This window comes from Marinitoga sp. 1137 (genome assembly GCF_001941525.1).
Classification (GTDB): domain Bacteria; phylum Thermotogota; class Thermotogae; order Petrotogales; family Petrotogaceae; genus Marinitoga; species Marinitoga piezophila.
Genome location: NZ_CP009471.1, coordinates 415,131 through 437,743 on the forward strand (window position 1 = coordinate 415,131; position 22,613 = coordinate 437,743).

The 22,613-nt window shown below is 30.4% G+C and carries 20 protein-coding genes and 1 CRISPR repeat array (1 of these 21 only partly in view); of the genes, 9 read left to right on the plus strand and 11 right to left on the minus strand.

The genetic code is table 11. The features are described from left to right. Positions 1-2: 2 nt before the first annotated feature. The 5 genes from purF to purD are packed head-to-tail and all read left to right on the plus strand — an operon-like array spanning position 3 to position 5,674. On the plus strand, positions 3-1,358 hold the full coding sequence (gene purF / locus LN42_RS02180; protein ID WP_014295899.1) for an amidophosphoribosyltransferase: 1,356 nt from the start codon (positions 3-5) through the stop codon (positions 1,356-1,358). A gap of 17 nt (positions 1,359-1,375) precedes the next feature. Beyond that, entirely contained in the window at positions 1,376-2,341 is a 966-nt protein-coding gene (gene purM / locus LN42_RS02185) for a phosphoribosylformylglycinamidine cyclo-ligase (RefSeq protein ID WP_014295900.1), read from the plus strand. A gap of 14 nt (positions 2,342-2,355) precedes the next feature. Then, on the plus strand, positions 2,356-2,943 hold the full coding sequence (gene purN / locus LN42_RS02190; protein WP_014295901.1) for a phosphoribosylglycinamide formyltransferase: 588 nt from the start codon (positions 2,356-2,358) through the stop codon (positions 2,941-2,943). Continuing rightward, the gene (gene purH / locus LN42_RS02195) at positions 2,924-4,423 is read left to right on the plus strand and encodes a bifunctional phosphoribosylaminoimidazolecarboxamide formyltransferase/IMP cyclohydrolase (protein ID WP_075780254.1); all 1,500 of its coding nucleotides are present in this window, start codon (positions 2,924-2,926) and stop codon (positions 4,421-4,423) included. Before purN ends, purH begins: the two co-directional genes overlap by 20 nt. Positions 4,424-4,432: 9 nt before the next feature. After that, positions 4,433-5,674, plus strand: coding sequence for a phosphoribosylamine--glycine ligase (gene purD / locus LN42_RS02200; protein WP_075780255.1), 1,242 nt, complete (start codon positions 4,433-4,435; stop codon positions 5,672-5,674). A 339-nt stretch (positions 5,675-6,013) separates the two neighbouring features. On the opposite strand, the gene LN42_RS02205 is transcribed toward purD, so the two are convergent. The 3 genes from LN42_RS02205 to LN42_RS02215 all read right to left on the minus strand — a co-directional run bounded on the left by LN42_RS02205 (position 6,014) and on the right by LN42_RS02215 (position 8,285). After that, on the minus strand, positions 6,014-7,279 hold the full coding sequence (locus tag LN42_RS02205; RefSeq protein ID WP_075780256.1) for an IS256 family transposase: 1,266 nt from the start codon (positions 7,277-7,279) through the stop codon (positions 6,014-6,016). A 161-nt stretch (positions 7,280-7,440) separates the two neighbouring features. Next, a complete protein-coding gene (locus LN42_RS02210) occupies positions 7,441-8,013 on the minus strand; it encodes a lysine exporter LysO family protein (protein ID WP_014295904.1) in 573 nt (190 codons plus the stop codon). After that, a complete protein-coding gene (locus LN42_RS02215) occupies positions 8,010-8,285 on the minus strand; it encodes a LysO family transporter (protein ID WP_041638440.1) in 276 nt (91 codons plus the stop codon). The genes LN42_RS02210 and LN42_RS02215 overlap by 4 nt, the downstream gene beginning before the upstream one ends. A gap of 310 nt (positions 8,286-8,595) precedes the next feature. On the opposite strand from LN42_RS02215, the gene LN42_RS02220 reads away from it, so the two are divergent. Together LN42_RS02220 and LN42_RS10915 are read left to right on the plus strand one after the other, a co-directional pair. Then, entirely contained in the window at positions 8,596-10,116 is a 1,521-nt protein-coding gene (locus LN42_RS02220) for a sodium-dependent transporter (RefSeq protein ID WP_075780257.1), read from the plus strand. Between the two features lie 12 nt (positions 10,117-10,128). Beyond that, entirely contained in the window at positions 10,129-10,227 is a 99-nt protein-coding gene (locus tag LN42_RS10915) for a MetS family NSS transporter small subunit (protein WP_014295907.1), read from the plus strand. A gap of 37 nt (positions 10,228-10,264) precedes the next feature. Here the strand turns inward: LN42_RS10915 and LN42_RS02225 are convergent, their stop codons facing one another. From LN42_RS02225 to LN42_RS02260, 8 genes are all read right to left on the minus strand, one after another. Beyond that, positions 10,265-11,338, minus strand: a complete 1,074-nt coding sequence (locus tag LN42_RS02225) for an SLC13 family permease (protein WP_198029625.1) — start codon at positions 11,336-11,338, stop codon at positions 10,265-10,267. Between the two features lie 76 nt (positions 11,339-11,414). Beyond that, positions 11,415-12,371, minus strand: a complete 957-nt coding sequence (locus LN42_RS02230; protein WP_014295909.1) for a HAMP domain-containing sensor histidine kinase — start codon at positions 12,369-12,371, stop codon at positions 11,415-11,417. Between the two features lies 1 nt (position 12,372). Beyond that, the gene (locus LN42_RS02235; protein WP_075780258.1) at positions 12,373-13,050 is read right to left on the minus strand and encodes a response regulator transcription factor; all 678 of its coding nucleotides are present in this window, start codon (positions 13,048-13,050) and stop codon (positions 12,373-12,375) included. Between the two features lie 10 nt (positions 13,051-13,060). Continuing rightward, positions 13,061-13,723, minus strand: coding sequence for a phosphate signaling complex protein PhoU (phoU, locus tag LN42_RS02240; RefSeq protein ID WP_075780259.1), 663 nt, complete (start codon positions 13,721-13,723; stop codon positions 13,061-13,063). A 13-nt stretch (positions 13,724-13,736) separates the two neighbouring features. Continuing rightward, positions 13,737-14,519 (minus strand): phosphate ABC transporter ATP-binding protein PstB, encoded by a 783-nt coding sequence (gene pstB / locus LN42_RS02245; protein WP_075780260.1) that lies wholly within the window; start codon positions 14,517-14,519, stop codon positions 13,737-13,739. Further along, positions 14,509-15,333 (minus strand): phosphate ABC transporter permease PstA, encoded by an 825-nt coding sequence (pstA, locus tag LN42_RS02250; protein ID WP_014295913.1) that lies wholly within the window; start codon positions 15,331-15,333, stop codon positions 14,509-14,511. The genes pstB and pstA overlap by 11 nt, the downstream gene beginning before the upstream one ends. After that, positions 15,320-16,189, minus strand: a complete 870-nt coding sequence (gene pstC / locus LN42_RS02255) for a phosphate ABC transporter permease subunit PstC (protein WP_156865379.1) — start codon at positions 16,187-16,189, stop codon at positions 15,320-15,322. The genes pstA and pstC overlap by 14 nt, the downstream gene beginning before the upstream one ends. Before the next feature lie 13 nt (positions 16,190-16,202). Beyond that, positions 16,203-17,033: a phosphate ABC transporter substrate-binding protein PstS family protein gene (locus LN42_RS02260; RefSeq protein ID WP_075780261.1), complete on the minus strand. Its 831-nt coding sequence runs from the start codon at positions 17,031-17,033 to the stop codon at positions 16,203-16,205. Between the two features lie 221 nt (positions 17,034-17,254). Here LN42_RS02260 and LN42_RS02265 point away from each other — a divergent pair, with 221 nt between their 5' ends. Together LN42_RS02265 and LN42_RS02270 are read left to right on the plus strand one after the other, a co-directional pair. Next, positions 17,255-19,426: a sodium-translocating pyrophosphatase gene (locus LN42_RS02265; protein WP_014295916.1), complete on the plus strand. Its 2,172-nt coding sequence runs from the start codon at positions 17,255-17,257 to the stop codon at positions 19,424-19,426. A 749-nt stretch (positions 19,427-20,175) separates the two neighbouring features. Continuing rightward, positions 20,176-21,639 carry a DUF2828 family protein gene (locus LN42_RS02270; protein ID WP_075780262.1) on the plus strand — a complete coding sequence of 488 codons (1,464 nt, stop codon included), beginning with the start codon at positions 20,176-20,178 and terminating at the stop codon, positions 21,637-21,639. Positions 21,640-22,117: 478 nt separating this feature from the next. Beyond that, positions 22,118-22,613: direct repeats of the CRISPR family, unit length 35 nt; unit sequence ATCCGAATATCACTACTCTCTGAAAGAGATAGAAA; it runs 2,060 nt beyond the window's last position.

The following is a 22,613-nucleotide window of genomic DNA, read 5'->3' on the forward strand; positions in this document are numbered from 1 at the left end:
ATATGTTAATGGAAGAATGCGGAATTTTTGGAACATTATTAAAAAACAATAATAACGCTGTGCCATATGTTGTTGAAGGGTTAATAGCCCTTCAACATCGCGGTCAGGAATCAGCAGGAATAGCATATGTCACAGAAGATGAATTAAAAGTATTTAAAAAAATGGGAATGGTAATGGATGTATTCCATAATGGAACAATGAAAAAACTAAATAGCCATATGGTTATAGGCCATGTAAGATATTCCACAAAAGGACGTTCTGAAATTCAAAATTCACAACCATTCCACGTTAGATTCAAAAATGAACATTTTGCTATAGCACATAATGGACAAATTGAGAACGCTGAACAGTTAAGAAAAGAACTTGAAGAACAGGGAACAATATTTTTGACAGAAACGGACACTGAATTAATATTACATATACTAATAAAAAAACTAAATAAAAAAATATCAGAATGGACATTCGAAGAAATAGCAAAAACAATATTTGAAAACATCTCACCTTCATATTCATTATTATTGTTATTTAAAGATAAGATAATAGCATTAAGAGATAAATATGGATATAGGCCTTTATATTACTATACAGACGAAAATGGAATATACATATCTTCTGAAGATAGCGGATTTTATTTTCTGGGACCAGATAAAAAAAATATCCAGGAAATAAAGCCTGGTGAAGCATATGAGTTTTCATTAAATGGAATTAAAAAATTTTCTGTAAATTCACAGGAAAAAAGATATTGTTTCTTTGAACATATATATTTTGCAAGACCAGATTCCAATCTCTTTGGGAAAAACGTTCATATGATGCGTGAAGAGCTTGGAAAAATGTGTGCAAAGGAAAATCCCGTAGAAGCCGATATTGTTGTCCCGGTACTTGATAGTGGTCTTTCCGCTGCATTAGGATATTCAAAAGAGAGTTGCATTCCCATAGACCTTGGTTTAATGAGAAATAGATATGTTGGAAGAACCTTTATTTCACCAAATCAAAGCGATAGAGAAATAGGTGTAAGAAGAAAATTACCTCCAATAGAAGGAGTTATAAAAGGCAAAAGAATAATACTTGTTGATGATTCCATAGTAAGAGGGACAACAATGAGAAAAATAGTGGATATGCTAAAAAAAGCCGGAGCAAAAGAGGTTCATGTTAGAATAGCCAGTCCCAAAGTAGTAAATATATGTAAATGGGGAGTGGATATTCCTGAAAAAGATGAATTAATTGCTGCAAATAAAAGCATAGAAGAAATGAAAAAAGCTTTTAATGCCGACTCTCTTGGATATGTCTCTCTTGAAGGAATTAAAAAAATACTAAAAGATGAATATAATAACTATTGTTTTCATTGTTTCATGAAATAAAAGCGAGAGGTGAAATTATGGATTATAAATCAAGCGGTGTAAATATAGATGAAGCAAATAGCATGATTTCAAAAGTTAAAGATAAATTAAAAGAAAATGCCGGGCTATATGCTGGACTTTTTCCATTAAAAAATATAATTAACGAATATGAAAATCCTGTACTCGTTTCAAGTACAGATGGTGTTGGAACAAAAATGATACTCCTTGAAGAAAGAAACAGATGGGATATAGTAGCTAATGATCTTGTTGGAATGGTATTAAATGATCTTGTATGTATGGGTGCAAAACCTTTATTCTTTTTAGATTATTATGCTACAGGAAAACTCGATGGAGAAAAAGGTGCTGCATTTTTAAACGAATTAATAAAAGTGCTTGAAAAAGTAAACTGCGAATTATTGGGCGGCGAAACTGCAGAATTACCAGGAATGCTTGTAAAAGACAGAGTGGATGTTGCTGGATTTGCTGTTGGAATAGTAGATAAAGATAAAATTCCAGGAAAAGAAAAGGTAAAAGAAGGAGATATCGTTATAGGGCTTCCTTCTTCCGGGTTTCATTCAAATGGATATTCACTTGTTAGAAAATTATTGGACGAAAATAGAATGAAATTTGATGAAAAAATCATAGCTCCTACAAAATTATATGTAAATGAAACACTTAAAATAAAAGATTATATACATGCTGCTGCACACATAACCGGTGGCGGAATTGGAGAAAATCTTTCAAGGGTTATTCCTGAAGGATATCTGGCAAATATTCATATTAACTGGAAAATACCTGAAGTATTCGAAAGAGCTCTAAACGCAGGTGTGAAAATAGAAGAGGCTTTTAGAGTATTTAATATGGGAATAGGAATGATTTATATATTACCTCAAGAAAATTTGCAAAAAGTAAAAGAAATACTCGAAGAAATGGATATTTCTATATATGAAATTGGAAAAATAATAAAAACAGATGAAGATGAAAAAGTTCGCATAAACCTTTAAAAGAGGTGAATTCAATGAAAAAAAGAATAATTGTACTTGCATCAGGAAATGGTTCCAATTTTGAAGCTATAGTAAAAAAGCTAAGAAACAAATATAAAATCAAACTAATAAGCGAAAATAAAAACGCTTATGTTTTACAAAGAGCCATAAAACTTGATATTGATTATGAATTAATAAACTACAAACTATATAAATCAAGAGAAGAATACAATCAAAAATTATTCGAATATCTAAAACGCGAAGAACCTGATTTAATAGTTCTTGCCGGATATATGAAAATACTCCCTGAATATATAGTTGAACATTTTGAAAATCAAATTATCAATATTCACCCCTCGTTATTGCCTGCATTCAAAGGCCTGAATGCTATAAAACAGGCCTTTGAATATGGCGTAAAATACACCGGTATAACCATACATTATGTTAATAATGAACTCGACGGAGGAAAAATAATAACACAGGAAGTTGTCAAAATAGAAAGAGAAGATACATTGGAAACACTTGAAGAGAAAATACATAAACTCGAACATAAATTATATCCAAAGGTAATAGATAAAATATTAAGACTTCAGGAGGTTGCATATGAAAAGAGCCTTAATTAGTGCTTATGATAAAAAAGATATAGAAATATTGGCAAAGAACCTTGTTGAAAATGGCTATGAAATAATATCAACAGGAAATACTGCAAAATATCTTGAAAAAAATGGAATAAATGTAATTCCCGTAGAAAACATTACAGAATTCCCGGAAATACTTAATGGAAGAGTAAAAACATTACATCCCAAAATTCATGGAGGCGTTCTTGCAAGAAATATTGAAGAAGATTTAGAAGTTTTAAAAAAACATAACATAGAAAAAATAGATCTCGTATATGTAAACCTCTATCCATTTGAAGAAAAATTGAAAGAAGAACTTACAATACAGGAAAGGATAGAATTTATCGACATAGGTGGTCCAACATTAATAAGGGCTGCAGCTAAAAACTTCGAACACACAATAGTTATAGTTGATCCTGAGGATATTCCAATGGTTATAGAAAAAATCAAAGAAAATAATATTGACTTTGAAACAAGATTATACCTTGCCTCAAAAGCTTTTAATCTTACAGCATATTATGATTCATTAATATCAAATTATTTCAACAAATTAATCAATAAAAAATTCCCAAAATATTATACCCCTTCATTAAAACTAAAAAACAAATTAAGATACGGAGAAAACCCTCATCAGGATGCAGTATTCTATGAAAACACATTTGAAGAAGGATTTTTCAACACCTTCGAACAATTAAATGGTAAAGAATTATCCTACAATAATTTAAAAGATATAGACGTTGCCTGGAAAGTGGTTAATGAATTTGATAATGAAAATGCATGTTGCGCTGTAAAACATCAAACCCCATGTGGTGTTGCAATAGGAAAAGATAATTTAGAAGCATATAAAAAAGCGTATGAATGTGATCCAATCTCCATATTCGGTGGAATTGTTGCCTTTAATCATACAGTAACTAAAGAAACGGCACTTGAAATGAAAAAACTCTTCTTAGAAGTAATAATTGCACCAGAATTTGAAGAAGAAGCATTAGAAACCTTAAAAAAGAAAAAAAATCTAAGAATTATAAAAGCTCATAAAAAACCATCAGAAAAAAGGGAATTTTCTACAATTGATGGTGGAGTTCTTGTTCAGGATAGAGATACAGAACTATTTAATAAATTTGAAGTGGTAACTGAAAAAGATATAGATGAAGAGCTAAAAAAAGAATTAATTTTTGCCTTTAAAGTAGTAAAACATGCTAAATCAAATGCAATTGTCGTTGCAGGTAATCAAATGGCAACAATAGGTTCAGGGCAACCAAATAGAATATGGGCAGCAATAGATGCATTAAAAAGGGCAAAACACCCAATAGTATTAGCTTCTGATGCATTCTTCCCATTTGATGATGTTGTTAGAGAGGCTGGAAAATACAATATAAAAGCTATTATACAGCCAGGCGGTTCAATACGCGATGAAGATTCAATAAAAGCTGCAAATGAACTGGGAATAGCCATGATATTTACAAAAATGAGACACTTTAAGCATTGAGGTGATAAGATGAAAGTAATGATTATTGGCAACGGCGGGAGAGAACATGCATTAGCCTGGAAAATATCTCAAAGTCCATTAGTCGAAAAAATATACTGTATCCCCGGAAATGGTGGCACATTTAATGAAAACAAATGCGAAAATGTCTATATAGACAATATTCATGACATAAAAGAATTCGCTAAAAATAATAATATAGCCTTTACAATAGTTGGACCGGAAAAATATCTTGTTGAAGGAATAGTCAATGAATTTGAAAAAGACAGCTTAAAAATTTTTGGTCCAGACAAACGCGCTTCAATGCTTGAAGGAAGTAAATCATATGCAAAAAACTTCGCTAAAAAATATAACGTTCAAACTCCAGAATATTCAGTATTTAATAAATTAGGCGATGCAATAGAAAAGATAAAGGAAGTAAAATATCCAGTGGTAATAAAAGCCGATGGCTTAGCTGCTGGAAAAGGGGTAATAATCGCCAAAAATTACGAAGAAGCAGAAAAAACTCTTTATGATTTTATGGAAAACAAAATATTTGAAGAGGCTGGAAAAACAGTTGTTATAGAAGAATATATTGAAGGTTATGAAATGTCTGTGTTTGTGCTTGTTGATGGAGAAAATTATAAGATATTCCAGACAGCAAAAGACCATAAAAAAATATTTGAAGGTGAAAAAGGACCTAATACAGGTGGTATGGGAGCAATTTCTCCACATCCCTTATTAAACGAAACATTATTTGAAAACATTAAACAAAAAATAATAAAACCAACAATAAAAGGTATAAAAGAAGAAAAATTAAATTACAAAGGTATTTTATTTATTGGATTAATGATAAAAAATAATGAGCCATATCTCCTTGAATATAATGTAAGATTTGGCGATCCAGAAACACAAGCTATGCTCCCATTATTGGAAAATGATATTGCAGAAATCTTTTTAAAAACAGTAGAAGGAAAATTAAATGAAGTAGAATTAAAATGGAAAAACAAAGTTTCATGCTGTGTTGTCGCAGCCTCAAATGGATATCCGGGAAAATATGAAAAAGGCTATGAAATAAATATCAATACAGAAGAAATTGTTTTTCATGCAGGAACTACAATAAAGAACAATAAACTTATTACAAACGGTGGAAGAGTTTTATCATTAGTAACTATGGAAGATACACTTGAAAAAGCACAAGAAAAAGCGTATGAGGAAATCTCAAAGATTTCTTTTAAAGGAATATATTATAGAAAAGATATAGGAAAGTTATAGCTACAATATAACTAAAACCCCGGGAACTCTTAAATGGGACTATCCAAAATACTGTGTAAATTAATTATAGTTGGTTATAAGAGATTATTTGTGTTTAGGAATAAATATGATGTTTATTCTTAATAATTCAAGAAAATTCAATACTTTGTGAAATCAAAATATTAGAGTTATAATTTTTAATGAGATATTAAAAATTGTTTGAATAATTTTTTTAATAATCTTTTTGTTTTTTAAGAAGCTAATTTTTGAGTTTTCACTCCTTTTGCACAATTTAGTGCAATCTTTTAAGAAATATTCACTTTTCAAAGTTTAATATATACAGAATTTTGAATTTTCTTTTTAATCGTTTGTTCTGTAAATAGGCACTCTATCATCTCCAAAATATATTCTTAACTCATTTAATATTTGTCCCCAATCCCTAATTCTTGTAGTCCATTTTTCCGTTATTCTCATTGCTGCAAAATATATTGCTTTTATCAATGAGTCATCTGTTGGAAATACGCTTTTGTTTTTGGTTATTTTTCTAAATTGTCTATGAACATTTTCTATTGGATTGGTTGTGTATATCAGCCTTCTTATTGGTTCTGAATATTTAAAATAGGCTGATAATTTATCCCAATTATTTTTCCATATTTGTACTGCCAAGGGGTGAGTTTCGCCCCATTTTTTTTCGAAATCTTCAAGTGCAGCTTCAGCAGCTTCAAGACTTGGAGCTTGATATATAGGTTTTAAATCCTTAACAACAGCTTTTCTATGCTTATGAGGGACATATTTAAATGTATTTCTCAATTGATGGACAATACACATTTGAACTTCAGTATTAGGGAAAGCGGTATGGATTGCATCAACAAAACCATTTAACCCATCAACAGAAGCGATTAAAATATCTTTAACACCTCTGGCTTTTAAATCATTCAAGACATTCATCCAGAATCTTGAGGATTCAGTTTTTTCTATGTATATACCAAGGATATCCTTATATCCATCAAGATTAATACCTATGACGTTATATATAGCCTTTCTTTTAACAACACCATCTTCTTTTACTGAATAAAATGAAGCGTCCAGATATACAATAGCATATATCTCTTCCAAAGGTCTATTTCTCCAATCATTTATTAAAGGCATTACAGAATTAGTAATCATACTGATTTTCTCTGGAGAAACTTCCACATCATATATTTCTTTAATATGGTCTCTAATATCCCTGACACTTAATCCTTTTGAATATAGCGATAATACCAAATCCTCAATAACAGAAATATGTCTTTGTCTCTTTTTAACAATTTGTGGTTCAAATTCTCCATTCCTATCCCTTGGAACTGTTAATTCCATCTCACCATTTTTAGTTATTACAGTTTTTTTAGAATAACCATTTCGATAATTATCGTTATCCTCAGGTTTTCTGGAATACTTTTCATATCCAAGTTCATAATCCATTTCTGCTTTCAACATTTCTTCAAGCATTATTTTTACAAGCTTTTTGCTTATATCCTCAACATCATTCCAATCCTTAATTCCATTTTCTTTTATATATTGTTTTATGAAATTCCTATCCACATTGCCAAGAATCTGTTCATTTTCCTCTTTTCTTTTTCTCGGCATTACTATCCCCCCATGTAACCTTTTTTTCAAAATCCCCTTTCTCTTTCACCACACTCCTAGGCTTCCTTTTTTCACATATTCATTCTTTTTATTTTTCTATTTTTTTATTTACACACTTTTTATTATACTACCTCTTAAATTCGGGTTCTCGGGGTTATTTTTTAAAAAATCAAAGTGATTATTATAGGAATTGATATTGAAAGCAAAACTCCATGACCAAAACTTATTAAAATCTTATCCTTATCAACACTTTTTGAAACAACTCCCAGAAGCGTATCCATAGACGGAGCACCTGCTATACCAATAGCTCCTAATTGAGAAACTCTTGCATATAATGGTATTAATAAAATTCCAAGAACTTCTCTAAATACATTGGACAAAAATGCCACAGCACCTAAAAACGGCGAATATAATGAGCTAATCATAACTCCAGATAAAGAATACCATCCCATTCCAGCAGCAGCACCCATTGCTTCTTTAAAGGTTAACTGTGTAAAAAACGAAACAAAACCACCAAAAACAAGACTTCCAAAAATTGTTAAAGATGTCTGGATTAATATTACCTTTAAACTACTCTTTAACTTTGATAATATACGTTCTTCAGATCCAATATCAACTCCAACTGAAAAAACCAATAGCATAAGCAAAACAGTAATTAAATTCGATGGAAGATTAATATCTATAAAAAATCCACTTATTATTCCTAATACAACAGCAGAAAGCAATAATATCATTTCACATCATTCCTTTTAAAAAAGAACTTTTCATATATTGTGGCCAGTAACGCACTTCCTAAAATTGCAAAAACAGCAATTATAAATGAAAGATATCCTATTTCAGAAAGTTGTTGTATTAAATCCTTATCAGAACCAAGTTCAAACCCCATAAAAAAAAGCAATAATACAGTGACAATAGTAACAACATTCCATTTTCTCAAAAATTGAAATTTATTCTTAATACCAAGAACAAACCCTAAAATAAATGCTGCCAGGATTAAATACAACATCCTATCACCCCTATATATAAAAAAATTGGCAACTGGAATTTCAGTTGCCATATATATTATATCACAAAAATCACTTTTTGTCAAGCAGATGGTTTATTAAAAGACTTTAATGTTTTGTTTGTTATTATTGTCACTTATATTACAGGGTATTGACAACAAAAAATTTTTATGGTATTATAGGATATGATTTACATGTATGAAATATTTTTCATGGAAATTTGTTATATTTTTGTACTAATTTTAATAAAGTAATTAAAATCGAAAACTTAAGATGTAAATATTAACATATATTATCTTTACATAGAAAGGGGTGTTAACTTTGGCTAGACAAAAGTGGGGTTCAAGATGGGCGTTTGTTTTAGCAGCCGTAGGTTCTGCCGCAGGTCTTGGGAATGCCTGGAGATTCCCATATATGGCATATTCCAATGGAGGTGGAGCATTTTATATTCCATATTTCATTGCTCTATTTCTTGCTGGTATACCAATTTTAATGGCAGAATTTGGAATAGGTCAGGGTTTACAAAGTAGTGCTCCAAAAGCTCTGGGAAAAATTTCGAAAGGTGCTGAATTTATCGGTTGGTGGGCTGTATTAACTGGTTCTATAATCGTATTCTACTATAACGTTATTATGGCCTGGATTTTTAACTATTTATACTTCTCATTTGGTCCTGCATGGAAAGGTGATCCAAAAGGTTTCTTCTTTGGTGACTTCTTAAAATTAACAGATGGCCCTGGACAATTAGGCGGATTAAGATGGCCTATAGTTATTGGATTATTAATTGCACGGTTATGGGTATATTTAATATTAAGAAAAGGTACAGAATCAGTTGGAAAAACTGTTATGTGGACTGTTCCATTACCAATTATTTTATTAGTATTATTAGGAATCAGAGGTGTAACACTTGAAGGTGCAGCCACAGGTTTAAATTTCTTATTTGAACCAAACTTTGCAAAATTAGCTGAACCAAGAGTATGGGCTAATGCATTTGGACAGATATTCTTCTCATTAAGTGTTGCATTTGGTATTATGATTGCATATGGTAGTTATAATGATAAGAAAAATGATGTTGCTAATAATGCTATTATTACTGCTCTTGGTAACTCAGCAACTTCATTCCTTGCTGGTATCGCTGTATTTTCCGTTTTAGGATATATGGCTACACAAATGCAGGTCCCAGTTGATGAAGTAGTTAGCGGTGGAATTGGATTAGCATTCGTTGTTTATCCACAGGCTATTTCTTTAATCCCTGGTGGTGCTGTAGTTCAATCAATAATTGGTTTAGCATTCTTTATTATGTTATTAACACTTGGTATTGACTCAGCATTCTCACTTGTTGAAGCAACAGAAGCTGCAGCTGGAGATAAATTTAAAGTAAATAAGAAAACATTCTTAGTTGGTTTCTCAGTATTAGGATTTATCTTTGGACTTTTATTTGCAACACAGGGAGGATTATACTGGTTAGACATCATTGATCACTACATGGGTACATATGCATTATTGGTTGTTGGTATATTAGAATCAATTGTTATTGGCTGGGTTTTTGGTGCAGAAAAATTAAGAGAATACATCAATTCAGTTTCTGAAGTAAAAATCGGTGCTTGGTTTGACATTTCCTTAAAATACATTATTCCTATTGTTTTAATCTCCATTTTAGGATTAAATATCTATGATGAAATGAAAAATCCATACGGCGGATATCCAGCATGGGCATTAACAGTTGGTTTTGTTATTTTCTTAGCTGTTCCAGTAATTGGATATATACTTGCTAAAATGCCTTCAAAAGACGAAAAGTATAATGAAAAGGTTACTGAAATTACAGTAGAGGATTAAGGGGGCGAAAATATGTCAGGAAGCGCAATAGCATTCATGATTTTTGCAGGTGTTGTATTATTTGGAGGATTAGCCTGGTCATTAAATATAGCAGCAAAACACAATAAATAATTATATAAAATAAACAGGCGCGTAAATTCGCGCCTGTTTATTTTATTATTAATGATATTAATAACAATGAAATTAAAAAATATGGTATTGCATATTTATGATATGTTTTCATTCCATTTTCAATCTTAGAAATTCTCAATCCTATAATATTTGCAAGAGAACCTATTATAAATCCTGTTCCAGCCAAATTAACTCCATAACTTAAATAATACCAGTTATCTGTGTAGTTAGATAAAAATATAGTTGCAGGAACATTACTTATTATCTGCGACAATCCTGTACTAAACAAAAACAAATTTTTTCCATTATTCAAACCAAAATGTTCAATAAAATATTTTATTTCAGGTATCATGGATAATATATTAAAATTAATAAAAAACAGAATAAAAAGAAGAATTATATTCCAATCACATTTAGATATTACTGATTTTTTAGTAATTAAATAATAAACAAAAATTACTCCTAAAAACAAATAAAAAAAATCTTCGTAATTCGAAGAAATTATGTACATTAAAAGGATTATTAACGAATTAAAAAAAGCGTTATTATCGTATTTTTCATCACTAATAACTATTTCCATTTTCTTATTTTTCACAAGAAATGTTGCATATACAATCAAAAGGAAAAATTCCAAAAGAAAAAAAGGCATCATTTTTAAAATAAAATTAAACACACCTGTGCCATAATTATGCCATATAAATATATTTTGAGGATTTCCAATAGGAGTTAATGAAGAACCAATATTTACAGCTATTATTTCAAGAATTATTATTCGAGAAAAATCAAAATTTACCAGTTTTTTTAGTTTTATTGTTAAAGGAATTACAATAAAAAGCGTTATATCATTGGTCAAAATCATCGCCAGAAAAGTTGAAATTATTATTAAAAAATATACAAGATTCCTTTCATAATGCGCCTTTTTAACCATAAATATCGCTATATGGTGAAAATAATTTGATAGTTCAATTGATTTAGTAATTAATAATAATCCCGAAAGAAAAAATATTGTTTTCCAGTTTATTAATTCTGGATATTGAACTGGTGAAATTTTATACATAAATGAAATTATTATTAAAAAAACAAATAAAAATACTATCAGTTTTTCTTCCATTATATACTTTTTTACTCTATCTATTGCAATCACCATCCACTATGTAATTTGCATATATATTATATCATATACTTTTTTACATATCTGTATTCAAATGGATAATAAACGTAGAACCAACCATCCATTGAGAATTATATTCTATTTTATAACCTGCAAGATTACACAGATATTTTACTATAGCAAGCCCAAGACCGGAACCACGAGCATATTTTTTCGCATCAACTCCACGATAAAATCTCTCAAACACTCTTTCCTTTTCTTCATCACGTATTCCTATTCCTTCATCTTTTACTATTATTTTATCTTCAAAAATAGATACATATACCCTGGAGTTTTCATATGAATATTTTACTGCATTTGAAATAAGATTTCTCAATATTGTATAAATTACAAAAGGATCTCCTTTAAGCATTTCTACATTTAAATCCAGATCAATACTAACATTCTTTCTTTTAATTTTTTCCTCGAGATCATTTTTTACATCTTCAAAAATCTTTTGAGGATCAAAAATTTCGAATTTTAAAACATAATTCTCAAATTCAGCCAACGATAACAAAGTCAATTGATCAAGAATCCTCTCTATTTTATTAATAGAATCTCTAACCTTCTTTAATGGTTTAATCGCTTCATTATCGTTTAAAATATCCATAGCAAGATATATATTACCTTTTGCAACAGACAATGGTGTTCTTATTTCATGGGATAATGAAGTTATAAAATCAGATTTCACCTTTTTTACCAATTCCTTTTCTGTTTGATCCTTTATAATCAACACATTATAATTTGATAGATATTTTAAAAAACAATATTTACTTTCTCCCTGAAAAAAATAGACAGTGGTTTCTATTTCAAAATCTTCATTATTAATAATAGCTTTAATAAACTCATCTATTTCATTAAACGTAATTATGTTTATTAACTCAATTCCTTTCTTAAATCCAAAATCCATTGCCGATTTATTAATTTCCTTCACTTTTATCTTATCGAGTTCAATATACGCTTCTTCTATAAAATCCAGGATTTTCGTATCCATATTATTCCTCCACTTCCCATGCCTGAGGATTAAACTTATATCCAAAATTCCTTACAGTTTTAATCCATCCTTTTCCTATTTTAGATCTAATCATACTAATATGAACATCTACAACTCTATCTGTTATATAATCACTGTCAAACCAGATTCTATCAATAATTTCTTCTCTTGAAAAAATCTTCTTATTATTTTTAGCTAATAACAGCAAAATTTCAAATTCTTTTGCAGTTAAATCTATTACATTATTTTTATGTTTAACCACATAATTTCCAGAAAAAATTTCAAGTGGTCCAAATTCCAATTTCTCATCTTCGTTTTTAAGTCTTTTTAGAAGAGCACGCACTCTTGCAACAACCTCTCGCGGATTAAACGGCTTTGTTACATAATCATCAGCTCCACTTTCTATTCCATATATCTTATCCCTATCTGTATTCTTTGCAGAAACAATTATAATCCCGGTATTTCTATTTGCTGAACGAATATAAGGGAGAATTTCCACAGAATCTCCATCAGGAAGCATAATATCAAGAAGAATAATATCCACACGATTTTTAGAAAGAAATGCTTTCATTTCCTGAATATCTTCAACCTCAAAAACATCATATTTTTCAATTTCCAGATATGTCCTCAAAATTTCGCGAATATCACTATCATCCTCAACAATTAAAATAGATGCCATTATTCCCCTCCTAAATATATTTCAATATTTCCTCTCCTTTTTCAATATACACAATCTCCTCACAAAGATTAGTAACCTGATCAGAAATTCTTTCAATATCTCTTGCTATTAAAACATATGGAATAATAGAACGTTCATCGTATTTCCCATTTTTAAAATCTTCTAATATATTTTTTCTATTTTCTATTTCAAGTTCGTCTATAATGTTATCCTTTTTCCATATTTCTATTGCAAGTTCTATATTCCTTTCATTAAAAGCTCTGAATACCTCCTTAAGCATCTCTAAAGATAAACCTATCATTTTCAACATATTTTCATTTAATTTTGCATGCTCGTTTAACTCTTCAAATTCAAATGTTTTTTGCGCTATATTACAGGATAAATCTCCTATTCTTTCGAGATTATTGGAAAACTTTATCATTGTAATTATATATCTTAACTCTTTTGCAAGGGGATTATACCTTGCAATTAATTGATAAACCTCTTCTTCTATCTTTCTATTTAAATTATCAATTTTATCATCAAGATCTAATACTCTTTTAGCCAGCATTTTATCATTTCCTTCAAGTGCTTTAATTGACATATTAAAAGACTCAAGAATCAACGATAACATCTTTGATATATCAGCCTTTAAAATCAAAATTTCATTCTCAAAATGATGTATATTTTTCATTATATAACCCCCATTATCCTATTCTTCCATTTAAATAATCTTCAGTAAGTTGATTTTGTGGATTTTCTATTATCTCAGAAGTTTTTCCGCTTTCTATTAATTCACCCTGATACATAAAATAAAGATAATCTGAAATTCTAATAGCCTGAGAAAGATTATGCGTTACAATAACAATAGTATATTTTTCTGAAAGTTCCTCTAAAAGCAACTCTATTCTCTGAGTCGCAATTGGATCTAAAGCAGAAGTAGGTTCATCAAGCAATATAACCTCTGGATCGACAGCAAGCGCTCTTGCAATAACAAGCCTTTGTTGTTGCCCGCCAGAAAGTGCAAGAGCAGACTTATGTAATTCATCCTTTACCTCTTTCCATAATGCTGCTTTCCTTAATGAAATTTCAACTATCTCATCAATCTTTTGCTTATCTTTCACTCCATGAATCTTCAAACCAAAAGCCACATTCTCATATATAGACATGGGAAATGGCACAGGTTTCTGGAATACCATACCAACCTTTTTCCTATATATTGTAAGATCAATTTTACTATCATATATATTCTTTCCTTCAAAACAAATCTCCCCACTAATTCTATATTCCGGTATAGTATCATTCATTCTATTAATGCTTCTTAATAACGTAGACTTTCCGCATCCAGATGGCCCTATAATAGCACTTATCTTATTCTCCTTAATAGTTATATTAACATCTTTAAGAGCCTGTTTAACACCATACCATGCATTAAAATTTCTTACAGTAATTATATCATTACAACTTTTAATTATTGTTTCAGTTGCCATTTATCTTCCTCCTCAATCTAAACGCAAAAGAATATATTATTAATACTACTATCATCAATACAGAAGCTGTTCCCTTTGCCATCCATTGTGCATCAGCTCCATATGCCATAACAATATTATATATATGTGTAGGCAAAGTCATTACAGGATCTTTTATACTTCCTGGCAATTGCGTTGAATAAAAAACAGCAGCTGTAAGCAAAACCGGGGCAGTTTCTCCCATAACCCTTCCAGATCCAATTAACACAGCTGTTAAAATTCTCGATTTAGCTGCAGGCAATATTACCTTAAATATCATCTCCGTTTTCTTTGCACCAAGTGCATAAGCCGATTCTCTTAATACATCTGGAATAGCCTTTAAAGCTTCTTTAGTTGCAGATGAAATTATTGGCAATGCCATAACAGAAAGCGTTAAAGCTCCTGAAATTAAAGATGTTTTTAATCCCATTGTAATAGAAAACAACGCGAGTCCAAAAAGTCCGAAAACAATAGAAGGAACTCCAGACAACGATGTTATAGCTATATCAAGTAATCTTCCAATTCTATTATCGCCATACTCTGAAAGAAATATTCCCGTTAAAACTCCAACAGGTATCGATATTGCAAGAGTTAAAAATAACAAATAAAAACTTCCCAATATTGCAGGAAAAATACCTCCTTCTGTCATCATATCTTTTGGAAATTGTATAAAAAATCCAAAAGAAAAAAACCTTATACCATCAAAAATAACAAACGCAAATATTATAAATACTATAACAAAAAGCAAATAACTAATACTTCTAAACACAACAGATACAACCTTATCTCTTGCCATTTTCATAACTCCTCACAAAATTTTTTGAAGATATAGTAAGAATAACAGAAATTACCAATAACACAAGCCCTGAAACAAATAGAGCAGAATAATGAATACTTCCAATTTCCACCTCTCCCATCTCACTTGCTATTGCAGCAGTTAATGGTCTCACAGGATCAAAAATAGATTGTGGAAGCATATTCGCTCCTCCCGCAGCCATTAATACAACCATTGTCTCCCCAATTACCCTATTGATTGTTAAAATAATGGAATTAACTATTCCAGGCAATGCTGCAAGAGTAACAATCTTAAATACCGCTGTAAATCGTGTACTTCCCAATGCCAGCGCTCCTTCCTTCAAACTCTTATCAACAGAACTCAAAGCTTCCTCCATTAATGATGCTGTATATGGAAAAGACAATAAAACAAGTCCTGACACAGCTAACAACATATTTTCCGGAGACCATGCTCCTATTTCTAACATCAACGGAGAAAGATAAATTACAAGAAACATACCAATAATCACAGATGGAACTCCAGAAAGAAGATCTATTGCAGACTTTATTAATCTTTTTTCAAGTGGCTTTGCATATTCATACATAAAAAAAGCTACAATATATCCTAAAGGGATAACTATAAGAGATGTAAAAATCGTCAATAAAATAGAATTAATTAACATAGTTAAAATACCGTATTCAGGCTCATCATAAGTTGGATACCAGTTAAAACTCGTGAATATTTCTATACCGGCACTTTTCAATGCCGGTATAGACTCATGAATAATAAAAACAAATATCAATATCAAAGCCCCTATCCCCAGAAATGCAGTTATATTAATAAGCATAAAATTCAACTTATCTTTTAACTCCCTCAAAAAAATCACCTCATTAAAAACCATATGCCGCTACATATCCTGCCTTTTCAACAAGTTCCTGTCCTTTTTTCGACAATCCAAACGTGATATATTCCTTAACAGGTCCAGATTCAGGCCATCCATTGGTTACATCTATAAACATATATAAAGGTCTTGAAATCGGATATTTAGCAGTTAAAATATTTAATTTTGTTGGTTTTACGCCTTCAACAGTTAACACTTTAACCTTTTCAGAAACATATCCAACTCCAACATATGCAATTGCATATGGATTTCTCGCAACCTGATCAATTTCAAACTGAGTTGATTCAACCATCTTCACAGTAGGAAACATCTTTTCTCCATCTAAAACCTTCTTTTCAAACGTCTCAAATGTTCCAGATGCAGTATTTCTCGAATAAATAACAATCCTTTTTTTAGGTAAATTTGGATCAACCTGATTCCACGTTCTAAGTTTTCCAGTATAAATCCCCTTTAAAGTTTTTAAAGTGATATTATTAATCTTCAATCTTGGATTTACAATTATTGCAATTCCGTCATATCCCACAACTATTGGCGCAAAATATAATCCTTCTCTATTCATCTTATCTATCTCTTTCTTCTTTAAAAATCTACTTGCATTTGCAATATCCGTAGTCCCATTAAACAAAGCTGCTATTCCTGTTGATGATCCTGCACCTTCAAGTGTAATTTCAATTTCCGGGTTATTCTTTTTTAATTCCTCAATCCATAATTGAGCAATTGGAAACACCGTATTTGATCCTTTAATAATCAATCTTTCAGCAAAACCTTTACCTAATATAGCTAATACTAAAACAAGAAATAACCCTATACTTTTTTTCATCTTCATTCCCTCCTATTTTTTATTTTTACATCTGTAGTATAGATTAAATCTTTTTAGCATTTTTTTGCTTATATTAAGAAATGTTAAGATGAAAAATCTAAATAACATATTACTTTTATCTATCAAAAAGTGGTATAATTAAAATAGAGAAATTTTATTTAAATAGAATTAGTGCAAAATTTCATTAAGTAATCACAAATTCTATAAAGTGGGGTGGGACAATGTTGCTGTATTTATTAATAACAGTACCTCTTTTAGCCTTATTATTCGCAATGTATAATTATCGTTCTGTATTAAAATTGGATGAAGGTACAGAAAGAATGAGTGAAATAGCCTTAGCAATACGAGAAGGCACCAGAACATTTATTAATCACGAGTACACAACAGTTGGAATATACATTGTATTTATTTCTATTATCCTGGCTATAGTAACAGATATAAATACCGGCATTGCATTTGTTATAGGAGCTATAATGAGTGGTAGTGCTGGTTATGTCGGAATGAAAATGGCCACATATGCAAATGTTCGTGTATCCAACAGCGCAAGAACAACCAAAAATATTGGAAAAACACTAAAAGTTGCTTTTCAAGGCGGAAGCGTAATGGGATTATCAGTAGCAGGATTTGCATTATTGGGACTAATTATAATATATATAATATTTGGAAAATGGCAGGGATTACTCAACATCGAAAATATAAAAGTAATAAGAAATTGGCTGGGGATAAGCTATATTCCATTTGCAATGGTCATCTCTGGTTATGCTTTAGGTTGTTCTGTAATTGCAATGTTTGATAGAGTCGGTGGTGGAATATATACAAAAGCCGCTGATATGGGAGCTGATCTTGTTGGAAAAACAGAATTGGCCTTACCAGAAGATGATCCAAGAAATCCTGCAACAATAGCAGACAATGTCGGAGATAATGTTGGTGACGTTGCCGGATTAGGAGCAGATTTGCTTGAAAGTTATATAGGTGCAATTATCTCTTCAGTAATATTAATACTATATGCCAGCTTTATTCTATCAAAAAACAATTCCATCATATCTTATGAAACCACATATAAATTAATAGTTTATCCTGTTATCTTTGCAATCATGGGATTAATAGGCGCAATGTTGGGAATATTCTATGTAATAAAAAAGAAAAGCACAGACAACCCTCACAAAGAACTAAACACTTCACTTCTATTCTCTGCAACCTTTACAGGAATATTTACTTTAATAGCTGGATATTATTACCTCAAAGACCTTCCTCAAAATGAATTAAAGCTACTTGGATTTAAATATGGCATATTTTCACCATGGCTATCAGCTATGTTAGGAATTATTTCTGGTATTATAATAGGATTATTAGCTGAATATTACACAAGCGACAAATACAAACCTACACAAGAATTAGCCACATTTGCAAAAGGCGGTCCTGCAATAATCATTTCAAAAGGTATGGCTTTAGGAATGAAAAGTGTATTATATCCCGTCTTTATGCTAATGTTTGGAATTCTTCTTGCAAATTATTTTTCAGGATTATACGGTGTTGCAATGGCTGCAATGGGAATGCTTTCATTTGTAGCCGCAACTGTCTCCGTTGATTCATATGGCCCAATTGCTGACAATGCCGGAGGTATTAGTGAAATGGCAGAACTGGACCCAGAAGTAAGAAAAATCACTGATATGCTTGATTCCGTTGGAAATACAACTGCAGCTATAGGAAAAGGATTTGCAATTGGTTCTGCTGCATTTGCTGCCTTATCCTTATTTGCATCATATGTCTATTCACAAATTAATCCGGATATGGCAGTTGATTTAAAAACACTTTTAAATATCAATTTAATAAGTCCAAGAACAATTGCAGGGGCATTATTTGGAGCAGCATTACCTTTTTATTTTAGTGCATATTTAATTGATGCTGTTGTAAATGCAGCCGAAAAAATGGTGGAAGAAATAAGGAGACAATTTAGAGAAATCCCTGGACTAATGGAAGGAAAAAACAAGCCTGATTATAATAAATGTATAAAAATAAGTAGTGAAGGAGCTTTAAAAGAAATGAAAACACCTGCTTTAATTGCTGTATTAACTCCTATAATTTCAGGATTCATTTTTGGTACTGAATTTGTAGGAGGACTCCTTGCAGGAACTACCTTTAGTGGTGTAATGCTTGCAATTTATACAGCAAATGCAGGTGGTGCATGGGATAATGCAAAAAAATACATTGAAAACAATAATCTTGAAGGTGAAGGAAAAGGAACAGAAGCTCATAAAGCCTCAGTTGTTGGAGATACAGTAGGTGACCCATTGAAAGACACTGTTGGTCCTTCATTGGATATATTAATAAAAATCATGGCTGTAACTTCCTTAATTACAGTTTCAGTATTCAAAATATATCATCTATTTTGATTTAAACCATAACAAAGACTCTCCCGGACATTTTATTATGTTCCGGGAGAGTTGTTATTTAAGTATATAGGTGGCTATTTTTAATTTTTTATTTTAAAAGCTATAAATAGGATTTTGAGATTGCTATAAAATATTTATTTATAACTAACATTCTACATAAATAGTCACAATTTTTCTGACAATTTATTATAATAAATATATTTTTACAAAACAGAAAAGTATTGATAATATAAACGCAATAATCATTGATTATAATATCAATGTAATTTGGAAGGCTCAAAATCCTGAAGAAAGGAGAGTCTTGTTGTAGCATAAGTGTATTATGTTGCGACAAGACTCTTTTTTTTATTATATACAACAAAACCGAAAGGAGATGATATTTTAGAAAATATTATTAAATAAAAAATTTAAATCCGGATTTTAAAGGCTCTAACAGCAAAAGATAGCTTTTTATTTTTTCATCTACAATTTTATGAACGAGCCTTGTTATATTCCCTCCTCCACAAAGGGAATGGAATTCAAAGAGAAAAATCATTAAAATCCAAAGACTTATACTGCAACAAAATATTCTTGAGCTTATTTTTTTCAACATTTCAAATGAATTTTAAAAAAGTCTTGTTTTCAAAAAAACTCAAATATTTTCAAGTCTCGAGCGTTGAGAAGAGACTTTCAACAGCAAATAAAACTACAATGTATTTTTAAATCCGGAAAATTAGCTTAATACTAAAAATTGTGGAGGAGGGAATAGTATGAATAAAAATTTCATGGAAGCATTAAAAGAAGAAGGAAACGTATATTACACAGGAAATGGAGCATTGAGTTTAAAAAATAGCGGAAATAGTTTAGTTGATTTCTTTTACAGATGTGGGATTTTAATGAACCAGCCAAAAAGATTTGAAGAATTATTCCTTAATGCATTTGCAGAAGATAAAGAAAAAGCTATAAAAATATTATTTTACTCAAGGGATGTAAGAGGCGGTCAGGGAGTAAGAAGAACATTCAGACATATATTAAAAAAATTAGGAAATCTATACCCTGAAATAGCAGTGCAGATAATAAAATATGTACCAGAATATGGCAGATGGGACGATTTATATGCCTTTGTTGGAACAAAGGTAGAAACAGAAGCATTTGAATTTATGTATAAACAAATAATAGAAGATGTAAAAAACTATAAGGATAACAAGCCAATAAGTCTATTGGCAAAATGGTTAAAGTCCGAAAACACAAGTTCTAAACACTCTGTAAAACTTGCCAAAATAACCAGAAAATATTTTAAAATGGACTCAAAAACATATAGAAAAATGTTGTCTGAATTAAGAAAATATATAAAAATAGTAGAAAGAGATATGAGCGAAAACAAATGGGATAACATTGAATATGAAATAGTCCCATCCCGAGCAATGAAAAAATATCACAGAGCATTTTATAAACATGATGCTGAAAGATATGAAAAATATCTTGAAGAAGTAAAAAATAACAAAAAGAAAATAAACGCAGGGACATTATATCCCCATGATATAGTAAAAATGGTATTAAAGGAAGAAAATGAAACTGCAGAAATGCTATGGAAAAATCTACCTGACTATGGAATTGAAGAAGATGCCATAGCAGTAGTGGATACATCGGGATCAATGTACGGATGTGGCGAAAGTTTGATCCCAATAACAGTAGCAGTTTCATTGGGAATATACTTTGCTGAAAGAAATAAAGGGAAATTTAAAAATTACTTTATAACCTTCTCCGAAAAACCTGAATTACAGGAAATAAAAGGAGAAACATTATACGAAAAAGTCCAGACATTATCTCAGGCATATTGGGATGCGAATACAAATATAATAAAAGTATTTGAATTAATATTAGAAACTGCCAAAAAAGGCGGATATACTATAGAAGATATACCTGAAAAAATATACATAATATCTGATATGCAGTTTGATATGGCTGTATCAGACAATAGCAAAACAAACTTTGAAGCAATAAAAGAAATGTACGAAAAAGCAGGATACCCAATGCCACAACTAATATTCTGGAATGTAAGTAGTTATGGAAATGATGTTCCTGTTAAATTCGACGAAAATGGAACTGCATTAATATCAGGATATAATCCAGTAATATTAAAATACATATTGACTGGAAAAGACATAAATCCATTCGAAATAATGGAAAATGTAATAAACTCTGAAAGATATAAAAATATACATATAAACTAAAAATTCCAGCCATCTACTCTTTACGATGGCTGGTTTTTTATATATAAAATAACTGATTTTTTGATATAAGTTGCAATTACATTTAATAAAAGATTTATAAAAAAACTAAATATAAAAGAAAAACAAAAGAAAGATATTCGCAAAATAGTCAAAATTATAAAATACGCATAAATAAACCAAAACATATCTACGAGGTTCGCAGAGGTTTATGATTTTGTAACACTTTTCAAAAACCACTTGACAAAAGGATTTTAGAATGTTATAATAAAAATAGTTCGTATACGGACCTAAATCCAAAAACACAAAATCTCTGAAAGCAGCTTAAACAAAAGAAAACTGAAAAACAGGTACGAATATAGATGAAAAGTGGATTACAGAGATTTTATTCGAAAAAATGCCGAAAATTTCAAAATTAAAAAACAGGTTCGAAAAATCACCTTCTAAAAAACGCTAATAATAACCATTCTAGAAACCAGCTATCCGAATATCACTACTCTCTGAAAGAGATAGAAACACCTCACGAATTTCAAATTTTTCGTCAAAACTCCCATCATAATCCGAATATCACTACTCTCTGAAAGAGATAGAAACTAACCTTGACTTAACTCTATATACATTGATTCTCTTTTATCCGAATATCACTACTCTCTGAAAGAGATAGAAACTCTTTTAATTCTATATTATCATTTAAATCTATTAATAACATATCCGAATATCACTACTCTCTGAAAGAGATAGAAACTCTTCTAATAAATGTTTTTCAAATTCTTTACTGAATTTAATATCCGAATATCACTACTCTCTGAAAGAGATAGAAACAATTCATCACTACTGTTATTTGTAAATGTATATGTTGGAGTATCCGAATATCACTACTCTCTGAAAGAGATAGAAACATTATCGACTTTTAATTGAGGCTCTGTTTTCCTCCACTCTAATCCGAATATCACTACTCTCTGAAAGAGATAGAAACT

Excerpts from the sequence above, each read along its gene's own strand:
- purF (WP_014295899.1), top strand. The coding sequence starts at position 3 with ATGTTAATGGAAGAATGCGGAATTTTTGGAACATTATTAAAAAACAAT.
- purM (WP_014295900.1), top strand. The coding sequence starts at position 1,376 with ATGGATTATAAATCAAGCGGTGTAAATATAGATGAAGCAAATAGCATG.
- purN (WP_014295901.1), top strand. The coding sequence starts at position 2,356 with ATGAAAAAAAGAATAATTGTACTTGCATCAGGAAATGGTTCCAATTTT.
- purH (WP_075780254.1), top strand. The coding sequence starts at position 2,924 with ATGAAAAGAGCCTTAATTAGTGCTTATGATAAAAAAGATATAGAAATA.
- purD (WP_075780255.1), top strand. The coding sequence starts at position 4,433 with ATGAAAGTAATGATTATTGGCAACGGCGGGAGAGAACATGCATTAGCC.
- LN42_RS02205 (WP_075780256.1), bottom strand. The coding sequence starts at position 7,279 with ATGCCGAGAAAAAGAAAAGAGGAAAATGAACAGATTCTTGGCAATGTG.
- LN42_RS02210 (WP_014295904.1), bottom strand. The coding sequence starts at position 8,013 with ATGATATTATTGCTTTCTGCTGTTGTATTAGGAATAATAAGTGGATTT.
- LN42_RS02215 (WP_041638440.1), bottom strand. The coding sequence starts at position 8,285 with ATGTTGTATTTAATCCTGGCAGCATTTATTTTAGGGTTTGTTCTTGGT.
- LN42_RS10915 (WP_014295907.1), top strand. The coding sequence starts at position 10,129 with ATGTCAGGAAGCGCAATAGCATTCATGATTTTTGCAGGTGTTGTATTA.
- LN42_RS02225 (WP_198029625.1), bottom strand. The coding sequence starts at position 11,338 with ATGGAAGAAAAACTGATAGTATTTTTATTTGTTTTTTTAATAATAATT.
- LN42_RS02230 (WP_014295909.1), bottom strand. The coding sequence starts at position 12,371 with ATGGATACGAAAATCCTGGATTTTATAGAAGAAGCGTATATTGAACTC.
- LN42_RS02235 (WP_075780258.1), bottom strand. The coding sequence starts at position 13,050 with ATGGCATCTATTTTAATTGTTGAGGATGATAGTGATATTCGCGAAATT.
- phoU (WP_075780259.1), bottom strand. The coding sequence starts at position 13,723 with ATGAAAAATATACATCATTTTGAGAATGAAATTTTGATTTTAAAGGCT.
- pstB (WP_075780260.1), bottom strand. The coding sequence starts at position 14,519 with ATGGCAACTGAAACAATAATTAAAAGTTGTAATGATATAATTACTGTA.
- pstA (WP_014295913.1), bottom strand. The coding sequence starts at position 15,333 with ATGGCAAGAGATAAGGTTGTATCTGTTGTGTTTAGAAGTATTAGTTAT.
- LN42_RS02260 (WP_075780261.1), bottom strand. The coding sequence starts at position 17,033 with ATGAAAAAAAGTATAGGGTTATTTCTTGTTTTAGTATTAGCTATATTA.
- LN42_RS02265 (WP_014295916.1), top strand. The coding sequence starts at position 17,255 with ATGTTGCTGTATTTATTAATAACAGTACCTCTTTTAGCCTTATTATTC.
- LN42_RS02270 (WP_075780262.1), top strand. The coding sequence starts at position 20,176 with ATGAATAAAAATTTCATGGAAGCATTAAAAGAAGAAGGAAACGTATAT.